The organism is Mycobacterium neglectum, assembly GCF_002591975.1.
Classification (GTDB): domain Bacteria; phylum Actinomycetota; class Actinomycetes; order Mycobacteriales; family Mycobacteriaceae; genus Mycobacterium; species Mycobacterium neglectum.
The window spans coordinates 1-17146 of the sequence record NZ_NVQE01000018.1 but is presented as its reverse complement, the minus strand read 5'-3'; the positions used below and the strand labels follow the sequence as shown (position 1 = coordinate 17146).

Annotated in this window: 13 protein-coding genes and 1 pseudogene; all 14 read right to left on the bottom strand. The window is 65.5% G+C overall.

The genetic code is table 11. The annotated features are described in order from the left end of the window. Positions 1–4 precede the first annotated feature (4 nt). Positions 5–1399, bottom strand: a complete 1395-nt coding sequence (gene mycP / locus CSQ99_RS15650; RefSeq protein ID WP_099039963.1) for a type VII secretion-associated serine protease mycosin — start codon at positions 1397–1399, stop codon at positions 5–7. Then, entirely contained in the window at positions 1399–2940 is a 1542-nt protein-coding gene (eccD, locus tag CSQ99_RS15645; protein WP_099040022.1) for a type VII secretion integral membrane protein EccD, read from the bottom strand. Before eccD ends, mycP begins: the two co-directional genes overlap by 1 nt. Then, entirely contained in the window at positions 2937–4859 is a 1923-nt protein-coding gene (locus tag CSQ99_RS31380) for a MinD/ParA family ATP-binding protein (protein WP_245908931.1), read from the bottom strand. Before CSQ99_RS31380 ends, eccD begins: the two co-directional genes overlap by 4 nt. Positions 4860–5013: 154 nt before the next feature. After that, positions 5014–5847 (bottom strand): ESX secretion-associated protein EspG, encoded by an 834-nt coding sequence (locus CSQ99_RS15630; protein WP_245908930.1) that lies wholly within the window; start codon positions 5845–5847, stop codon positions 5014–5016. A gap of 155 nt (positions 5848–6002) precedes the next feature. Beyond that, positions 6003–6290, bottom strand: a complete 288-nt coding sequence (locus tag CSQ99_RS15625; RefSeq protein ID WP_099039959.1) for a hypothetical protein — start codon at positions 6288–6290, stop codon at positions 6003–6005. A 53-nt stretch (positions 6291–6343) separates the two neighbouring features. After that, positions 6344–6649, bottom strand: coding sequence for a hypothetical protein (locus tag CSQ99_RS15620; protein WP_099039958.1), 306 nt, complete (start codon positions 6647–6649; stop codon positions 6344–6346). A 90-nt stretch (positions 6650–6739) separates the two neighbouring features. Next, positions 6740–7951 carry a PPE domain-containing protein gene (locus tag CSQ99_RS15615; RefSeq protein ID WP_099039957.1) on the bottom strand — a complete coding sequence of 404 codons (1212 nt, stop codon included), beginning with the start codon at positions 7949–7951 and terminating at the stop codon, positions 6740–6742. A 27-nt stretch (positions 7952–7978) separates the two neighbouring features. Further along, the gene (locus tag CSQ99_RS15610) at positions 7979–8284 is read right to left on the bottom strand and encodes a PE domain-containing protein (protein ID WP_099039956.1); all 306 of its coding nucleotides are present in this window, start codon (positions 8282–8284) and stop codon (positions 7979–7981) included. A gap of 174 nt (positions 8285–8458) precedes the next feature. Continuing rightward, positions 8459–11467, bottom strand: coding sequence for a type VII secretion protein EccCb (gene eccCb, locus CSQ99_RS15605; RefSeq protein WP_099039955.1), 3009 nt, complete (start codon positions 11465–11467; stop codon positions 8459–8461). Beyond that, on the bottom strand, positions 11467–12654 hold the full coding sequence (locus CSQ99_RS15600) for a cell division protein FtsK (RefSeq protein ID WP_099039954.1): 1188 nt from the start codon (positions 12652–12654) through the stop codon (positions 11467–11469). Before CSQ99_RS15600 ends, eccCb begins: the two co-directional genes overlap by 1 nt. Positions 12655–12656: 2 nt before the next feature. After that, positions 12657–14198 carry a type VII secretion protein EccB gene (eccB, locus tag CSQ99_RS15595; RefSeq protein WP_245908929.1) on the bottom strand — a complete coding sequence of 514 codons (1542 nt, stop codon included), beginning with the start codon at positions 14196–14198 and terminating at the stop codon, positions 12657–12659. Positions 14199–14204: 6 nt separating this feature from the next. Then, on the bottom strand, positions 14205–15296 hold the full coding sequence (locus tag CSQ99_RS15590; protein WP_141562678.1) for a VldE C-terminal domain-containing protein: 1092 nt from the start codon (positions 15294–15296) through the stop codon (positions 14205–14207). Next, entirely contained in the window at positions 15296–16480 is a 1185-nt protein-coding gene (locus CSQ99_RS31375) for a transglycosylase SLT domain-containing protein (RefSeq protein ID WP_245908928.1), read from the bottom strand. Before CSQ99_RS31375 ends, CSQ99_RS15590 begins: the two co-directional genes overlap by 1 nt. Positions 16481–16483: 3 nt before the next feature. Continuing rightward, positions 16484–17146 (bottom strand): annotated as a pseudogene (locus tag CSQ99_RS31005) (hypothetical protein); the annotation flags it as partial.

Genomic DNA, 17146 nt, shown 5'->3' with positions numbered 1-17146 from the left:
CCTTTCAGCCTCGTCGCGATTTCGACATAGCGCCGACTGCCAGCACCGCACCCAGTAGTACCGCCAACGTCGCGGTACCGACCAACGCCATGACCATCGGGCGGCGGTCGGGTTCAGCTGGAGCTGGCTGCGGGCCGAAGGGACGCGACAAGTTTTCCCTCGGCGTCGGGATCGGTGGAACGTCGTAGTTCAACGCCGCCACCGGGTCGATCACGCCGTAGCCGATTCGGTTGTCCACGACTGCGGCCGGCGAGTGCGCGGTCTGTTTGATCCGGTTGATCACCTGGTGGGCGGGCAGATCGGGATACTTCGCTCGGATCAGAGCCGCCAACCCCGAGACGTAGGCCGCCGAGAAGCTGGTGCCGCTCATCGGTTTAAGCGAGTTGGTCTGCGAATCGTGGGTACCGTCGATCAGGTTGCCTTCCTGGTTGACGCCTTCCACGAACAGCCCAGGTGCCCCCACTCCCACCCAGGGCCCACCCAAACTGATGTCGGTGCCCTGGTCATCAACGGCGGGCTGCCCCTCGTTGTTGGTGGCGCTGACCGACAGGACGTAATTAGAGAACCAGGACGGGGTGCTGATGGTCACGACCGAGCCCCAATTGCGTGGGTCTTCGACACTGGTGGCGTCCACATTGGGATTCTGCGCACATCCTGGATTGGCGGTGTTGCCCGATGCGGCGACCACCACTGCGTCCTTTTCCACCGCCGCGTACCGCAGCGCTGCCCCGAGCGTGGTCTGGTCGACGGGTTTAAGCACCGGGATGCAGGACACGATCGACATGTTGATCACGCGGGCTCCGCTGTCGGCCGCGGCGACTACGGCCCGCGCCAAGCTACTCACTGTGCCGGCGCGGCGGTCCTCCTCCGAGGTTGCCGACGGCGCCACCGGCTTGAACATCTGCGAGGACTGCCGGATGGATATCAACTCGGCCTCCGGCGCCACGCCGACCAACCCGTCACCTTCGGCGGCACTTCCGGCGATAATCGCTGCGACGGTCGTGCCATGAGAGTCGCAGTCCTGCAACCCATCCCCGCCAGCCATCACGAAATCGCCACCACCGCGCAGCTTGGGCAGCCGAGAGTTCGGCCATACCCCGGTGTCGATCAGCGCCACCGACACTCCTGCTCCCCGGCCGGCGGACTCCCACAGCCGGGGCAGGTTCATAAACGCTTGCGATCCTGGGACCGCCGCCGGGTCAGTACCGGCAATCAGCCCAGTGGCGATGCAGTCAAACTTTTGCTCCATCGGCTCGTCGGGTCCCGGGGTGCCGTCGGGCACCGCCAGCGGATCAACGACCGGCGGTGTGATAGCGGCCGCCGAAGGTGCACCGACCAGCGGCCACGCCGCCCCGATCATGGCCACGGCAGCCAGCGCCCCCGCACGTTGGCCTCTCATCACATGTTCCTCGCCAGGTAAATGAGGTTAAGCAGCCAGATCGTCATGGGCGGAATCATGACGATCAGCAGGTACTCGGCCCATTCGATGACCTTGCGGAAGACCGGCGAGAACACCTTGGCCGGGACAACCGCCGCGGCGACCAATCCGGCCACACCGAAACCGAACACCACCGCGGCCGCGACGTAGACACTCAAAGTGCCCTCACCCGCGAGCGCGTAGTTGGCCGCGGTAATGAGCACCATCAGCAACCCGGTCGCCACGACGATGATCGATTGCTCCCGGCTGGCGAACGCACGCCCCCGCATCACCAGGATGGCAACCAACACGCCGATGTACACCGTGGCCAGCCACCAGCGGCCCTGGCCGGGGATCACCGCCCAGACCGAGCCGCCCACGAAGAACACCCCGACCGTCACCAACAGTGCGGTCAGATAGATGTTCGCGGCCTCGGCCGAGCGCCGAAGCTGCTCGACGGTCGGCGTTCCCTGATGCTCAGCGGCGACCAATGCCTCCGCGGCAATCGCATCGGCATCGGAGAACGTGTCCTTGCCGGTAACGGTCGGAAACGGGGGTATCGGGATACCGGCCATCCGTGCCGCGATCTTCGGTGCACCGGTCAGCACGAACAAGTTGATCGCAAGCAACGCCACCGACAGGTTCTGCAGCGAAACCCCGGTCACCGCGTAGATCAGTGCCAGTACCGCCACCGCCGTGCCGATGAGCACCGTAGCCGATACCACCGTCCGTGGAGCAGGGCTCAACCGCCACAACGCCGCCGCCATGGCCGCTGTGACCACCGCCGCCAACATCAGATGCCACGACCCCGGATAACCCGGTGTCACCATCACCGCCGCTGCCGGGCAGGCGATCAGCACCCCCGAGAGCCACATCGCCGTCGCAGTCACCGAATCCCTGGCCCGCCACCACACCAGTGACCCGACCACCAACAACACCAATGCCAGGCCCGCTGTCGCTAAGCCCGGAATCAGGTTCCAATCCTGGCCGCTTTCCAGATTGCGCCACCAGGCCAACCCCAACAGCGCGGTGACCGCGGCCACCGCCGCCGCTGCGACCACTCCGGCCACCCGACGGGCGGTCTCAGCGGTCACCACCGAATACTGCTGCTGATTGAGCACCGCCACCGCCGAGGACGGCGACTCGAAAATTGGGGTGAACTCCACCTCGGCGTCGATGACGTCGAGCACCAGCAGCTCGCCATCGCGCACGCCCTGCTGTGTCAGGCTCTGCGTGCGGTCCAAGGGTTGTCCACTGATCAGCGTCATCCGCACCACGCCAGGGCTGATCATGCGATCGTCGTCGGGCTTGCGCATCCCGTCGTCGCTGCCCTCGCGAGTCAGCAGGACCCGCACCAATGAGTCAGCAACGGCCGCGACCGGCGAACTCGCAGGCAGGGTCAGATCGTGCTGGCGGCCCTCAAAGAGCACCGCCACACGCACCTGCTCAGCCAAGCGCACACGCTCAGCGGCAACCGTCCCAGCCGGGTGGTTCTCGGTCACCGCAACGTCTGTCGATGTCATCGCCGCCCCTGCCCGTCGTCGTCGCCCGGCGTCGGCCACTGCGGCCGATACCCCGGATCTTTGTCAGCCGCCCCCGCGAACCCGTCCACCAGGGAGGCCGCCGTCTCGATGAACGCCCGTTGGGTTTGCGGTGCCAGCCGATCGAAGCTGATCGCAGTGGCATCGCTGAGGTGCGGATCGTAGGGAATGTCATGAACTGCCCGCACGGCACGCTCAAACCCCTCATGAAGGTTGCGCACCGCCTTGGTGGGAGTGACCTTGTTGACATTGCTGACCACCATCACCGCCGAGCGCACCAGGTGCGGGTAACCATGCTGCATAAGCCAATCCAGCGTCTCGCGGGCAGCTTCGGCCCCGTCATAGCGCGTCGTCGTGGGAACGACCACCGCGTCAGCCATCGACAGGACAGCCGCAATCACATCGTCACGCATCTGATTTCCACAGTCGAGCAACGCGATCGGGTACTGCCGAGACAACCGTTGCCAGGTCATCACCAACTCCTTGCCGGTGATCACCTTGTCCCCAGGATCGCCGGCCAGCACCTCCAAACCCGACGAGCCATCCTTGCCCAGGTAATGCCGAAAATCGCTGTAGGAGTGCAAATTCGCGTCTGCCAACAGCCCTCGCCACGTCCCGGTGCTGGGCTCATTGACCCGCTTAGCGAGGTTGCCGCTGGCGGGGTTGGCATCGATGGCGACCACTTTGTCGTCGCGGTAACGCGCCAGCGCCGCACCGATTCCCACAGCGGTGGTCGTCTTGGACACTCCACCTTTCTGCTGCAACACCGCAATCGTGTAGGTGCCACGCAGATTCACCGTCAAACGCCGCCGCAAGTCATTCCACTCACGCTCGGCGGGACTGAGGCCCAAATTGATCCGCGTCGTCTTGTACACCCTGCGCCGCCACCCACGTTCGGGAACCTGCTTGTAGGGAGTGACGAAATCCGCCTCGCGGACCTGAGACTGCATTGCTCCCACCGATTCGTGCCGCTGCGCGGGCCACCCGATGGGTCCAGGCTCAGGCGGGCGTGGGGGCGGTGGCGCTGGCTGCTGCTGTGGTTGCGGCGACGCAGCCGGGTAGGCAGCCGCCGGCCCGGACTGCCAGTCGCGCCGTTCGACCGGATCGGGACGCGGCACCGGGCCGCGTGGATCGTACTGTCGCGGTGGGGGTGGCGGGACCGGCGCGCGCCGTGGTGCCGGCGCTGCATACCCGGACTGAGCGGCGTAGTACCCGTCGGGGTCGCCGACGGGCCCGTCACCACCTGCTGGTGGCTGTGCGTGCCGAGGAGTCGACTCCCCGCCCGGGCGCCCTGCCGTAGGCGGCTCGCCCATCGGTGGCGGTGTGGGGTACGCGCTCGGCGGTGCCTGGCCGCCGTCGAACCCGCCCTCGGCCGCCCAGGGGGGCGTGCTGGCCGGTGGCGGTGTGGGGTACGCGCTCGGCGGTGCCTGTCCGCTGTCGAACCCGCCCTCGGCCGCCCAGGGGGGCGTGCTGGCCGGTGGCGGTGTGGGGTACGCGCTCGGCGGTGCCTGTCCGCTGTCGAACCCGCCCTCGGCCGCCCAGGGGGGCGTGCTGGCCGGTGGCGGTGTGGGGTACGCGCTCGGCGGTGCCTGGCCGCCGTCGAACCCGCCCTCGGCCGCCCAGGGGGGCGTGCTGGCCGGTGGCGGTGTGGGGTACGCGCTCGGCGGTGCCTGGCCGCTGTCGAATCCGCCTTCGGCCGCCGGGCCCGTGGTGTACGACGGGGGCGGCGGCGTTGCGCTGCCGTCGTGCGGGTCGGCCTGCGGGACAGGCATTCTCGAATTGGTATGGGCCTCGCCATCCTCACGCGCGATGTCATCGGGCGATGTTGGTGTCGCGGCGTCCTCCCCGGCGGGCGTACCCGTCGGTTGCAGATACTGGCTGAAAAAGTCCTGATCGCTCACGGGCTCTCGATTCTCCTGCGCCACAAGTGGCCTACCTCCTCGGACTGATTCACAACAGTACATGATTAAGCACTTTTAGGCATCACGTAAACACCTGTTTTGACTGATTTTTATGTCGGGCTCAGCACCCGACAGCGGACCAGTCGTGGCCCATCTAACGCCCGATCCGGGGCGTGGACGACCAGTCCGCGAGCCCCACCGTCGCCATCACCGCATTCAGCGCTGAAGTGATCGCCGCGGTAGTGCCCGGAGCAATCAGCGTCCACCACGACCCGCTCTCGCTGCGCACAGGCCCACTGATGAGCCTTCCTGCGCTGGTGTCGGTGACCGTGGCTGCTGCCTTGCTGACCTGCATCTGATGATTGCTGCCGTGAGTCACCACAGCCATCGACAACTCCATGATCGGATGATCGGCGGCCTGCGTCACGATGCGATGCTGATCGGCATCCATGCCCAGGCGACCCAACGCCACCATCGGGCTGTGCTCGCCGCGCAGAACCTGCGCCAAACTGCTCAGCAGGTCGGCCGTGGGGACAGTCACCGCATCGAAGCGGGCCGGCTCCAGCACCGGCCCGCACAGCGGCAGCACGCGCTCTACCACGCCCGCGATCGTCATTCCCGAACCCAGACTTTCCACCGTGACGTTTTCGCCGTGCCGCGCGGCCGCGATCGTCATATCACCGCGGCGTGCGATAGCTACCCGTAGATGCTCGCCCCCGCGATGGATCAGACACGCCAACACCACATCCGGGTTGCCCAGCGCCTCGACCCACAGTTTCACCTGCGGGTGCACGGCCTGACCGTCGAGAAGTACCCCGGCTTCCTCGAGCACCGCATAGCCGGGGTGGCTCTCGGGCAGCCCGCATTCACTGACGAACGGACGGCAGACCAGCACCGCGGGCAGGGTCTCCACCCCGCACAACGCCTGCACCAGCCACAGCCCCTCGGCCGTGATCTCCAAGCTCGACGCCGGCCGCGGTCCCGCCATGCGCGGACCCGGCCGACCCACAAATGCCGCCCCGGTCATCTCTACCCTCTCCCGTCGTGAGATCTCTCGTACAACCCGCCCTCAAGCACTCGGCCCGGCCTGTCGACATAATCGCCAGACCGGGCCGAATACCCGTCACCGAAGGTGCTTTCCACCTACACGTACTGCGCCTTGATCGCCCCGTCCTTGGCGACCATCCCGTCGGCACCGGTCAGCAGGGCCGTCTCGGCTTCGTTGAGCTTGCCGCTCAACGCATCGACCAGTGTGATGGCCTGGGTGTAGTTCTCGCGGAATGAGTCGCCGCCGCCACCCTGAAAGTGCGCCTCGGTCATTCCCCTGAGCTTCGCGGCTTCGGCGGCGACTTCGGCTGTCATCGTCTTGCAGGCCGCGATCTGCTGAGCGCAGTCCTGAATCAACGGGATGTTGTACTCGATCAAACTCATGATGTGCTCCTTTTAGATTCGTTCCTGGATGCGGGGATGTCGGGGTGTGCCGGTCAGACGGTGAAGGCGTCGATGGCGCTGAGCCCGGAGGCGGCGTCCTCGTCGCCTTCCTGCAGGCTGGCCTTCGAAACGCCCATCTTTTGACCGTGCTCTTCCTGCATCATCGCTTGCTGGTTGCCCATGGTCTGCAGGTCTTCACCGATCCGCATCAACGCGACCTGGGCGCTGCCCTTGAAGCCCGGTGCAACGCCTTCGAGCGCCGAACCGAGCTGCTGAACCATGGACTGCAGGCGGTCCTGCTTTTCGAAGAGACCCTGTTGGGTGGTCTCCATGAGTTCCATATCGCCGGCGATTTGCATGTCTTCTCAGCCTTTCATCAACGGCCGCAGCACTTTTCGGGTGCGGCACCTGGAGGTATCTGTCGAATATGTGTTGTGCCCGCAACGCGCTCAGGGCACCCCCTTGCCCCCGGTGTTGGCAGTCAGCAGACCGCCGCCTCCGGTAATCACCGGCATCGTGTCAGTGCCGCTGTAGAGGTTCGACGCGGCGGCCATCACAGTTGCCCCGTCGACCTGCTTCTTCTCGCTGTCGTGCTGACCGGCGCCGCCTGCCGCGGCGGCCCCATGAGCCATCGGGCCCATCATTCCCCCGCCGCCCATGCTGGCCGGCATCGTCGTGCCGACTCGCGCCTGCTCGATACGTGATCCCGTGTCGGCGCTGACCGGACTCGCCGCGCTCACCGAGGACGCCCACGAGCCGGGACTGCGCAGCGCTGAGGCGGCCGACACCGCTCCTCCCATACCGCCGCCCCCGCCGGCACCACCGAGGGAGGCCGCCACCGCGCCACCGGCCTGCGGTGTTTGCGTCACCCAGTCTGCGTCGCCGCCGGCGAACTCGCCACCGGAGTCCTCTGGCGCGAGATCCACCGAGGACGCCAGCGAACTGATCTGACCCAGCGCCTGCTGAGGTATCTCGGTGAGGCTCTTGAACGGGCCGCCGCCACTGAGTGCCTGCATCGGCATGCTCAACAGTTGCGGGAACAGCCCAGTCGCGGTGTTCATCATCTGACTGGGATCAGCGGCCTGGGCCAGCCCTTCACCTGGCTGGGAGCCACCACCGGCAGCACCGACGGTGCTGGGCGGCGGTGGTGGTAGCGGCGGAATCGCCTGCACTCCGGCCATGGATGCGGCCTCGTAGGCCGACTTGTTGGCCGACCCCCTCATCCACATCTCGGTGTACTGGCCGCGATTGGCGATGATGAGCGGAGTCAGCATCCCCAGGAAATTGGCCCCGACCAGTGCGCCGTGCTCGGTTTGATTGCCGACAACCTCACCAGGATTGGGGGTGGCCGCCCGCAGTGTCTCGAAGGCTTCCCCGGTGGCCATGATGCTGGCGCCAGCATGGTTGAGCATGGTCGCCACGGTCGCTAGCCACGCCAGATGCGGCACGTGCGCCACCCGGGCGACCTCCCCGGTCACCGAGGGCCAGTTGATGGACATCGCGGACTCCACGGCCGCGTGCCCACCCAGCATGCCGATGACGGCAGCCGCCAACGCTTGAAGCTGCGCGGCCGACGCGAAAAACGAGGCAGCCGACGGCCCCAACCAGAACCCCGCCGACGTCAGTTCCGGCGGTTCAGCTTGATAGGCCCCCGGTGGCATAACGCTCCCCAGTCTCCCCGCGCGGCCCTACAGCACCGCGTTCATCAACACGGCGTTGGCGGCATCCTCCAGCGACATCACCGTGCCGGCCACCGAGTTCGCCACGCCGTACATCGCCTGCATCGCTGAGGCCCCGGACAACACCGACGTCACCTCCGCGCTGTACGCGACGATCTTCGCAGCGTTGGTCGCCGAAATCTCCTCCATCCCCGGCGGCACCACCGCAGCGGCTGCAGCAGCCTGCGCAGTATGCCCAGCAGCCTGTGCCGACAGTCCGGTGGTGGCCGCCGCCGCAGCGGCAAGCCCGATCGGATTGACAACTACCGACGTCATGTACGCCCTCCCTAACTAATCAGGATTCCTGCACGATAACACAGGAATAGTCACCACGTACACATAAAGTGAACAGCCTTTGTTCTATCTATGTGTTTGCCAGCCGTATGCGGCCAGCCTGCCCCTTTGATACCACCATGGTTTGACGACGTTGTCATGCGCGAATTTCCCGGTTCACCACGAGTCACGACCAGAATCCGGACTGTAGCCTTCCGGTAGCGGTGCGGTAGCCACCTGAATCACCTGGCGGCCCCCCTTCGGGTAGATCAACTCACCGCGACCCGGAGCCCGGGGAGTAGCGCGAATGCCGTCGACAATGGGGCCGTCGCTGCGCTCACCATCCAGGATCAACACCCCGGCTCCCGCTGCACTCATCCCGGAGATGATCTTGTTGCCTCCGGTGCTGGACATCCAATTCTTGACGGCCGAGGCCACCAGCAGGTGAACACCGATCTGGCGGCCTCGCGCAATCACGGGCTCCAACGGGGCCACCAACGACATCGAGCTGTACCCCGGCACATTGAGCTGGGTGAAGTCGTCAATCACGATGAAATAGCGCGGTCCGCTGAACCGCCACCGCGCCTTCTCCTCGCGACTCGCATCCGCCGGCGCGGTGCGCTCGGCGAATTTGGCCGCCAGCTTCTTGGCCGCCGCGCCGATCTGCTGAGCCTCCGAGCTGTAGAACGCCAAGTAAGCCGGATCGATGAACGCCCCCAACTCCAGGCCCACGTCAAAGCTGATGATCTGAGCTTCTTCTGGCGTGAAACTCTGCTGGATCGACGCGACGAGCGTCTTGAGCACAGTGGTACGGCCCGACTGCGCGCTGCCCACTGCGTAAAAGTGCGGGCACTCAGCCAGGTTGACCCCCACCGTCTGCAGCGCCTGCTCCCCGACCCCGAGCTTCAACGTACCGCGCGGCACATCGCCCAACTCGGCATAGCTCACCTCCGCAGGCAGGGTCGGCAAGGTCGGTGCCGGGGCCACGCCCAGAGCGCTCCACCGCTGGGCAAGAAGTGCACACGTCTGCACAACGACGTCCTGGCTGTAGTCACTAGACCCCACCCGAGCGCCCAGCACTGCCGAAGCCGCAGGCACCCCCGACAGGAAGTGCAGCACCTTGCCCTTGATGTTGGTCAGTCCTCGTCCAGGCTGCTCCGGCACTTTCTTGGCCTTGTCACGATCGCCGGCCTCGCTGTCGGTGGCGCTTTGCACCCGCAGCTCGATGCGCGTCCCGAACTTGTCCTTGAGCGTATGGTTCGCCGTCATCCACTGGTCGTTGGTCACCAGCAGATGAACACCGTAGTTCAGTGCCGACCCGCTACCCATCGCCACGATCCGGCCGTGCAGTTCGAAATCCTGATCTTTAAGCCCACCAAGGTTGTCCACGATGAGGAACACATCGCCGTGACCGTCGTCGGGGAACTCGCCGGGCTTGCCGGCGAACTTGCGGGCACGGAACTCATCCAGATCGATGCCGGCCAATTCCCAGCTACGCACCCGGTCCTTGAGCAGCCGCTCGACCTCACTCACCACCCGCGCGATCTTCTCCGCGTTCCCCTGACCCGCCACCCCGGCCACATGCGGCAAACCAGCCAATGACGCCACCTTGCCGCCACCGAAATCGATGCCGTAAAACTGCACCCGCTGCGGACTGTGCGACATCGCCAACGACGCCACCACCGCCTGCACCGCGGTGGACTTTCCGCTCTGCGGGGCCCCGACCACCATCACGTTGCCTTTGGCCCCGGACAGGTCCGCCACGACCAAGTCCTGGGTGTGAGCGAACGGGTCATCTGCACGGCCGTAGGGCACTCGCAGACCCGCGTCCGCGGTCACATCCAGCCAGTCGCGTCCCCACATCTCCTGGGCCATCGTGTCCAAGGGGATCGTGGCAATATCCTCCAGCGGCGGCAGATGCATGCGGTGCATCGGCCGACACGTACGGCCTGCTTCGGCGAGCCGCCCGACGACGGTCGAGACCACCGTCGGGGAATCAATGTCTGTCTGGGCGAGCGCCTCTTTCTGGGCCTGCTCTTGAGCGGCACGGTCGTCCTCGTCCTCCAGCAGCTCGATGTCGATCGGCAGGGAATGCACCTGCGCCTCGAAGCGGTGCGCGTCGATGAACTGCCCCTCTTGGCGTCGGCGCTGAGCCTTGCCCACAACCGGCGGAATGAACGGCGCCGACACGTAGAACGACCGGAACAGATGGTGTTCACCCTCGTACACCAAAAAGCCGGTGCCCACCGGGGCTCCGATCAAATCGGTGTACGCCTTCGGTGACCCGATCGCCTGCCGCGACTGCCCGGCGTCTTTGACTTTCATCCCGATCGAGTAGGTCTGCTGGGCGATCATCCCGCCCATCCGACCCGTCTCCACCCGCTGAGAAGCATTGAGAATGTGCATCCACAAACCGCGACCTTTAAGGGCGATCCTGTCGAACGTCTCGACCACTGTGGGACGGATCTTCAACAGCTCGGAGAACTCATCGATCACGATCAGCAGCGTGCCCAGCGGCTCCAGTTCAGGACGTGTGGTCGCCCGCGCCCGCTCATAGTTGCGGACATCCTTGTACCCCGCCTTTTTCAAGATCGTCTCTCGCCGCACCACCTCACCATTGAGCATGTCCTGTAGACGATCCAGCCGAGACTCGGACTCTTCCAGGTTGGAAACAACGCCCTGGACCTGGGGCAAGTCGGCCAGCGCCATCATCGCGGTCTCACCCTTGAAGTCACCCAGAATCAACTGCAGCACTTCGGGACTGTGCGTCATGGACAACGCCAAGATCAGCGCCACCAGCGTCTCGGACTTCCCAGATCCAATCTGTCCGGTCAGCATCCCGTGCGGCCCCATGCCGCTTTCCTTGTCCTCCTTCAAATCCAGCCACACCGTCTTGCCGGAGGTCGGGTTCTTCCCCAGCGGTGCCCGCAACCTGCTCTGCGCGGTGACCTTCGACCACAACGTGTGCGGATCCCACTGCCGGGCATCTGCGACCTCAAAGAAGTCGAGGAAATCCTGACCCGCGCGAGCATCGGCGGCCCGCTCAGCGAGCAGCCGTGTGGCGGCATCTTCACGCTCAAAGCGGGCGACCGCCCGGGCGAACACCTCAAACTCCACCTGCGACATCACGTCGGGCTTCGCCGCGAACTTCAAGCCTTTCGCATACCGACTCGACACCTCGGCCATCACAGCACCTCCTCAGCCCGCAGCAAGTGATCCTGGTCATCAAGCACGAAGGCCGTCGCCGACGTCGCCAACGCCGAGAACGTATCTCCAGTCGCCTCCAACACACACAGCCCCGCGAACCCCATGGCATCCACGGCTTCACCGAGCTCACCGCTTTTCAGCACCCCGAGCAGCGGAGCGCAGTTGGCGCCGGGTAAATCCACCACCACCACCATGTGATCATCGGGGGCCGGCATCCCCTCCATACGGGCCGACCACGGACCCTTGGCCTGCAACTGGGCGCCGTGGCGTTCCATGAAGTCGCCCACATCGGAGTAGATCATCCGTACCGGTCCAGACGCATCGACCAATACCGGATCCCCAACGTGGGGAAGCCATTTGGCGCCCTGCCACGCCGCCTCGTCGTCGGTGATGATCGCCAGCCGCACCACATCAGGGCCATGGAAGGCACACAACTGACACACCATCGCCCGAAGCAACCCCTGCACGATGGAACGTTGATCATCATCGGCGGTGAAGAACGTCCACCCCATCTGGTCGAACAGATGCAACGGACGTGCGACGTCATGAACCACGTTCTGCGTCAGCATGAAGTCCCGCGCCGCAATCGCGGTCGCAGTCTCCCGGAACTCCGGGGGCGGAACTTTCTGTGGTGGAAGAATTTTCGTCCTCAACCGCGTCACCCCGACGCCTATACGCACATGCCCAAAATTTCGGTCATTCGGGGATCGCTCCCACATCCGGGCCGTTCCGACCAGCGTCAACAACGCACCCTCAGCAGGGTTGGGATGGTGGTAGGCAATCTCGCGAGCCTGTGCTCGTGCTCCCTCATGCACATCTTCGCGCAGCTCATCGAGCGTGCGCGCATAATCCACCCGGCTCTGCGCCAATGCAGCCGGGCGCGCCTTCTCGTTCTGCCCGCCGCCGCGGTTGCGCATCATCATGAACACCGACATCAGCATGATCGGCAAAATGAACAGGCCGCCCATCCCCATCGTGCGCGCACCGCTGCGGATCATGATCACCAGCAACGTCACCACGGCGACGACGAAGACCAATATCCACACCCACATCGGCGGCTTCGACTGCGGCGGACGCACCAGCTCGGCCAGCTCGGGCAATGTCAGGCTGCGCTCGCCAAGGTCTGGTGCGCGCACCTTGTCCTTATCGAATCCCTGCTTGGTCATCGTTATCGGTTCCCCTGCCCCTGTAGCCGTTCACCCGGAATGTTGATCACCGTGTCCCGCTGCACGCGCGCCGCCTGCTCCGAGAGCAACGGCCCAGCCGGCAACCACCGGATGACCGTCCAGGGAGCTCGCGTCGGGGTGGTGTCCTTCAACCCGAGCGCCTGCTGAGTCGCATTGTTCTGGCCGGCCACGTCAATACCGAACCGCACCCCGGTGTCGCCGATCCACCACAGCGATTCGCGGCGCAGAGAGTCCGGTTCCACACCGGTCACCTGCACAAAGTTCGCGCTATCGGAGTCCAGGTAGACCGCATCGGCAGCATCGCTGGCCTGCCCGGAGACCATCTGCATCACCTTGGGCTCCTCACTGACCGGGATAGGTAGTCGCCGCCCCGATACCGTTCTCACGCTGGCCAGCGGTTCGTTGGCATCCTTGCGCCACACCACGCACGTGACAGGCTCCACGGCCTTGTCCAACAACGTCAACGGCCCGCGCGGATACTTCGACACGTCGAAGCCCACAGCCTGCGGAGCGTCAGCCACAATGTGCGGGGCGGCTTCAAGCACACGGCCCTGCCCGGACGGATCAGCATTGCTCAACATCAATGCCACCGTCTCGGGAATCAACTGCATGCCGGCAGGCAAGGCCACAAAGAACTGTTGCTGACCGTCGGCGGACTCCGACCGAACCACCGATCCCGACACCACCGGCAGCTGCGGTGTGGTGTATCCCACGGGGCCACCAGGGCTCGGTACCGCCGGAACCCGCAGCGGCGCAGTGGGAATCAAGGCTTCAAAGAGTGCCTTGGACATCGGGGCTGGCCGCACACCACCGGCCTGGATGCCCAGCGCCAGCATCACCGGCCGATCGGCGAGGTCGATCAGTGACCGATGGCCATCGGTCACCAGATACACCGAACCGCCATAATTCATCAGCACCGCCTGCGGCGAGTGCATCTCACGCGACCAGTCGCCCAACTCCAAATCCCCGGCCAGAACCGTCACCGACGGCTTACTCTGCGGACCACCCGAGCCCAGCCTGTCGCACAATCCCCAACCGGTGGTCTGCGGTGTGCGCGGCACCAAATCGTTAGGCGCACCGACAATCCCGACCATCGGTCCCATTGGGCGATCCTCGATCTGCGCCATCGGCACCAACTTGGGTGACACATCCTGGCCCAGGATCAGTCGCGCTGACGCCAAATTCAGCACCGGGTGCATGGCGCCGCCGATATCGACATACAGTGCCCCACTGCCACGATCGGCCACCAGCTTCGATTCGCCGATCTGACCTGCGGGTCGCAACCACGCCAGCACAAAGCAGACCCCCAGCGCGAGTGCAGCAACCACTACGCCCACCAAGGTCGACGCGCCGTAGTTCTTCGACGGATCGTGCACCAGCCGCACCGAATGCCGTGCCACCGCCACCGCCATCCGATGCCACAGAAACCGCCACGCGGCGACCTGCTCCAACGAGGTATAGGTCAGCCCAGTCCCGCGCCGCCGAGACGGCCGCAGCTCCTCAGGCTCGTTCGATCCCGCCACCCGCTTCTACCTTCCCCCGCCGATCGAGACCGCGTGTACGTGATCCATATGGTTCTGCGTCGCGCTACCGCGACCACCCATCATTGATGCGCTTCCATCGGGCTGAATCATCTGCTGCCGCCAGATCATGTGATCGAGCCCCAGCTCTGTTCTATTGCGGACCAGGAAGTTGACGACCTCATTGCCCAACTGCCGGCCTTCGGGGGTGTCCCAGTTAGGGATCATGATGTCGAGGGCCAACCCGTCGGGATGCCAGTGCAGCGAATCTTGCCGTACCCCACCGATCTCCTTGATCTCGGGGAACGCGGCACTGATGGCGCGGTTCATCAGCTTGGTGTACTTCTGCAACCCACGCTCATCAGCGCGGCCGGGACCACTGGTATCCAGCCCGCGGTCAGCACCACCACCTGGCTTTGTCGACGCGGCTTTGGTGACGGACTGTGCTGCCGGGGAGGCCAGCCCGCTCAATGCGCTCAGCGGTTGCCCCAGCGCAGAGAACCCGCCCATGCCCGGCATGCCGCCACCACCGGGCATACCGCCACCCATGCCCGGCATGCCGCCACCGCCGGGCATGGCACCGCCGAACCCGGCCAGCGGCGACGGACCGCGAGCAACGCCGCCAATATCGTTGTAGCCACCCACATTCGCCGCCGTCGAGGCAGCATGAGTGCCAGCATCAGCAGACCCAGCATCCGCGGTACCGCGGGTCTCCTCCAGCCGCTGCATGATCGCGGTGATCAACGCCCGCTTGCCTTCTGGAGTATTAGTCGCCAAACCCATCGACTGCACATCGACCACAGCCTGATCGATGATCGCGGTCATCTCACCCTGATGCAACCCAGACGAGCCCGCCGCCGATTCCAACTCCGACTGCGCGGCGCTGTCCTGATCGGCAAGGGCGGCAACCTCATTGCTGATCTGCCAACCGCTGTTCTCCTGACCATCAGCGGCCTGCCCGCTACCGGGCGGTAGGGCCGGTGGAGCCGGTGGCGGACTGGCCGGGACCGGCAACAACGCCGAACCGCCAGTCGCCCCGAAGCCGTCACGCACACCACCCATCACCCCCCCAGCCGACCGCACAAACGTCTCCACAGACATCAGTAACCACCTCCAGCAGAACCCGGGTTGAACTGAGCCACCTTCGTCAGGTTGCTGCCATCACGGGAGACGTTGTACCGGTCCATCACGTAGTTCATGGCGGCGCTGATATTGGCCACCGGGTCATAAATGTTGGTCGAGGTGCCGGGCTGGTGGTTTGCAGCGAACGTCGTCGGAATCGTCTGCAACCCACCCCGCGACGAATTACCGAAGTACCCATCAGCCGCAGGCGCACCGTGGGCATTGGAATCACTGAGATTGATCGCCAGCGGATTGAAGCTCGATTCCCGCGCCGCCGCCGTCATCAAACCGTCCGCCCACTGCTGCCGCGCCTGCGGATCAGTGATGCCCATGACGTCGAGCGCCTCGGCCACATAGCCCTTGTAGGCCTCCCGGCCGACGGCAAACCCCTCGCGGTCAAACCGGACATCGCTGACAGGGATACGCCCGGCCGACGAAACGGCACCACCAGCCCCAGTACCCGACCCCCGCCCAGACGTGGAGCTCGACGCGGCTTTGGTGACGGACTGTGCAGCCGGGGAGACCAGCCCGCTCAATGCGCTCAACGGTTGCCCCAGCGCAGAGAACCCACCCATGCCCGGCATGCCGCCACCACCGGGCATACCGCCACCCATGGGCATGCCGCCACCGCCGGGCATGGCACCGCCGAACCCGGCCAGCGGCGACGGACCGCGAGCAACGCCGCCAATATCGTTGTAGCCACCCACATTCGCCGCCGTCGAGGCAGCATGAGTGCTCGCGTGCGCAGTGCCGGCATCGGCGGTACCGCGGGTCTCCTCCAGTCGCTGCATGATCGCGGTGATCAACGCCCGCTTGCCTTCTGGAGTGTTAGTCGCCAAACCCATCGACTGCACATCGACCACTGCCTGATCGATGATCGCGGTCATCTCACCCTGATGCTCGTCGGAGCACCCCAAAGTGGACGACAGCTCCGACTGCGCGGTGCTGTCCTGATCGGCAAGGGCGGCAACCTTATTGCTGATCTGCCAACCGCTGTTCTCCTGACCATCAGCGGCCTGCCCGCTACCGGGCGGTTGGGCAGGTGGGGCCGGTGGCGGACTGGCCGGGACCGGCAACAGCGCCGAACCGCCAGTCGCCCCGAAGCCGTCACGCACACCACCCATCACACCCCCAGCCGACCGCACAAACGTCTCCACAGACACGATCTACACCGCTGCCGGGGTCTTACCTGTTGCGGTCGGATCGAACCAGCCCAGGAAGTCAGGCCCTGAACTGACACTCTCCAACGGCTGCTCCTGGCCCGAGACCAGCACCTTGCCATTGCCCAAGGACATCACCTGGTGGTCTTTCCACATGCCCACATCGCCGGCCTGCAACTTCGTCGGCGGGATCGGTTCTGTGACCGGAGTTCCCGCGGGCGGCAACGTGATCCCGGACTTCTGATACGACTCAGACACCGACGCGCCGTTCAACGCGGCTCGCACCGCCTCAGCCCCCACAGGCGATCGCGCCTCTGTCACCTCGCCACTGGGCAATGTGACCTCAGTCGACTTCGGCGGCTCCACGACCGGCGCAGCGGCGCCCGCCTCACCGTCACCGGCCCCCGCGCCACCGGCACCGGCCGGCTGCGTTCCCGCGCCCTCACCGTCACCTTCCGCGTCGCCGCTACCCTCGCCGCCCTCGCCCTCGCCCTCGTGGTCGGCGTCCTCGAACTCCGGAGGCTCGGATTCCTTCTCATCGTCCTTATCGGCCGGCTCGTCGCTGAACCCCAGCCCTGCCCGCTCCTGATCAGCCAGCCCTGCCAACGACGACGCCAACGGATCAACGAACCCCGCACCCGGTAGCCCGCCTCCCCCGCCGCCGAACGG

Bases quoted from the DNA above. Each gene is read 5' to 3' on its own strand.
- CSQ99_RS15615 (WP_099039957.1), bottom strand. From the start codon at position 7,951: ATGCCACCGGGGGCCTATCAAGCTGAACCGCCGGAACTGACGTCGGCG.
- eccCb (WP_099039955.1), bottom strand. From the start codon at position 11,467: ATGGCCGAGGTGTCGAGTCGGTATGCGAAAGGCTTGAAGTTCGCGGCG.
- CSQ99_RS15630 (WP_245908930.1), bottom strand. From the start codon at position 5,847: ATGGCGGGACCGCGGCCGGCGTCGAGCTTGGAGATCACGGCCGAGGGG.
- CSQ99_RS15610 (WP_099039956.1), bottom strand. From the start codon at position 8,284: ATGACGTCGGTAGTTGTCAATCCGATCGGGCTTGCCGCTGCGGCGGCG.
- CSQ99_RS15620 (WP_099039958.1), bottom strand. From the start codon at position 6,649: ATGCAAATCGCCGGCGATATGGAACTCATGGAGACCACCCAACAGGGT.
- CSQ99_RS15625 (WP_099039959.1), bottom strand. From the start codon at position 6,290: ATGAGTTTGATCGAGTACAACATCCCGTTGATTCAGGACTGCGCTCAG.
- eccD (WP_099040022.1), bottom strand. From the start codon at position 2,940: ATGACATCGACAGACGTTGCGGTGACCGAGAACCACCCGGCTGGGACG.
- mycP (WP_099039963.1), bottom strand. From the start codon at position 1,399: ATGAGAGGCCAACGTGCGGGGGCGCTGGCTGCCGTGGCCATGATCGGG.
- CSQ99_RS15590 (WP_141562678.1), bottom strand. From the start codon at position 15,296: ATGTCTGTGGAGACGTTTGTGCGGTCGGCTGGGGGGGTGATGGGTGGT.
- CSQ99_RS15600 (WP_099039954.1), bottom strand. From the start codon at position 12,654: ATGACCAAGCAGGGATTCGATAAGGACAAGGTGCGCGCACCAGACCTT.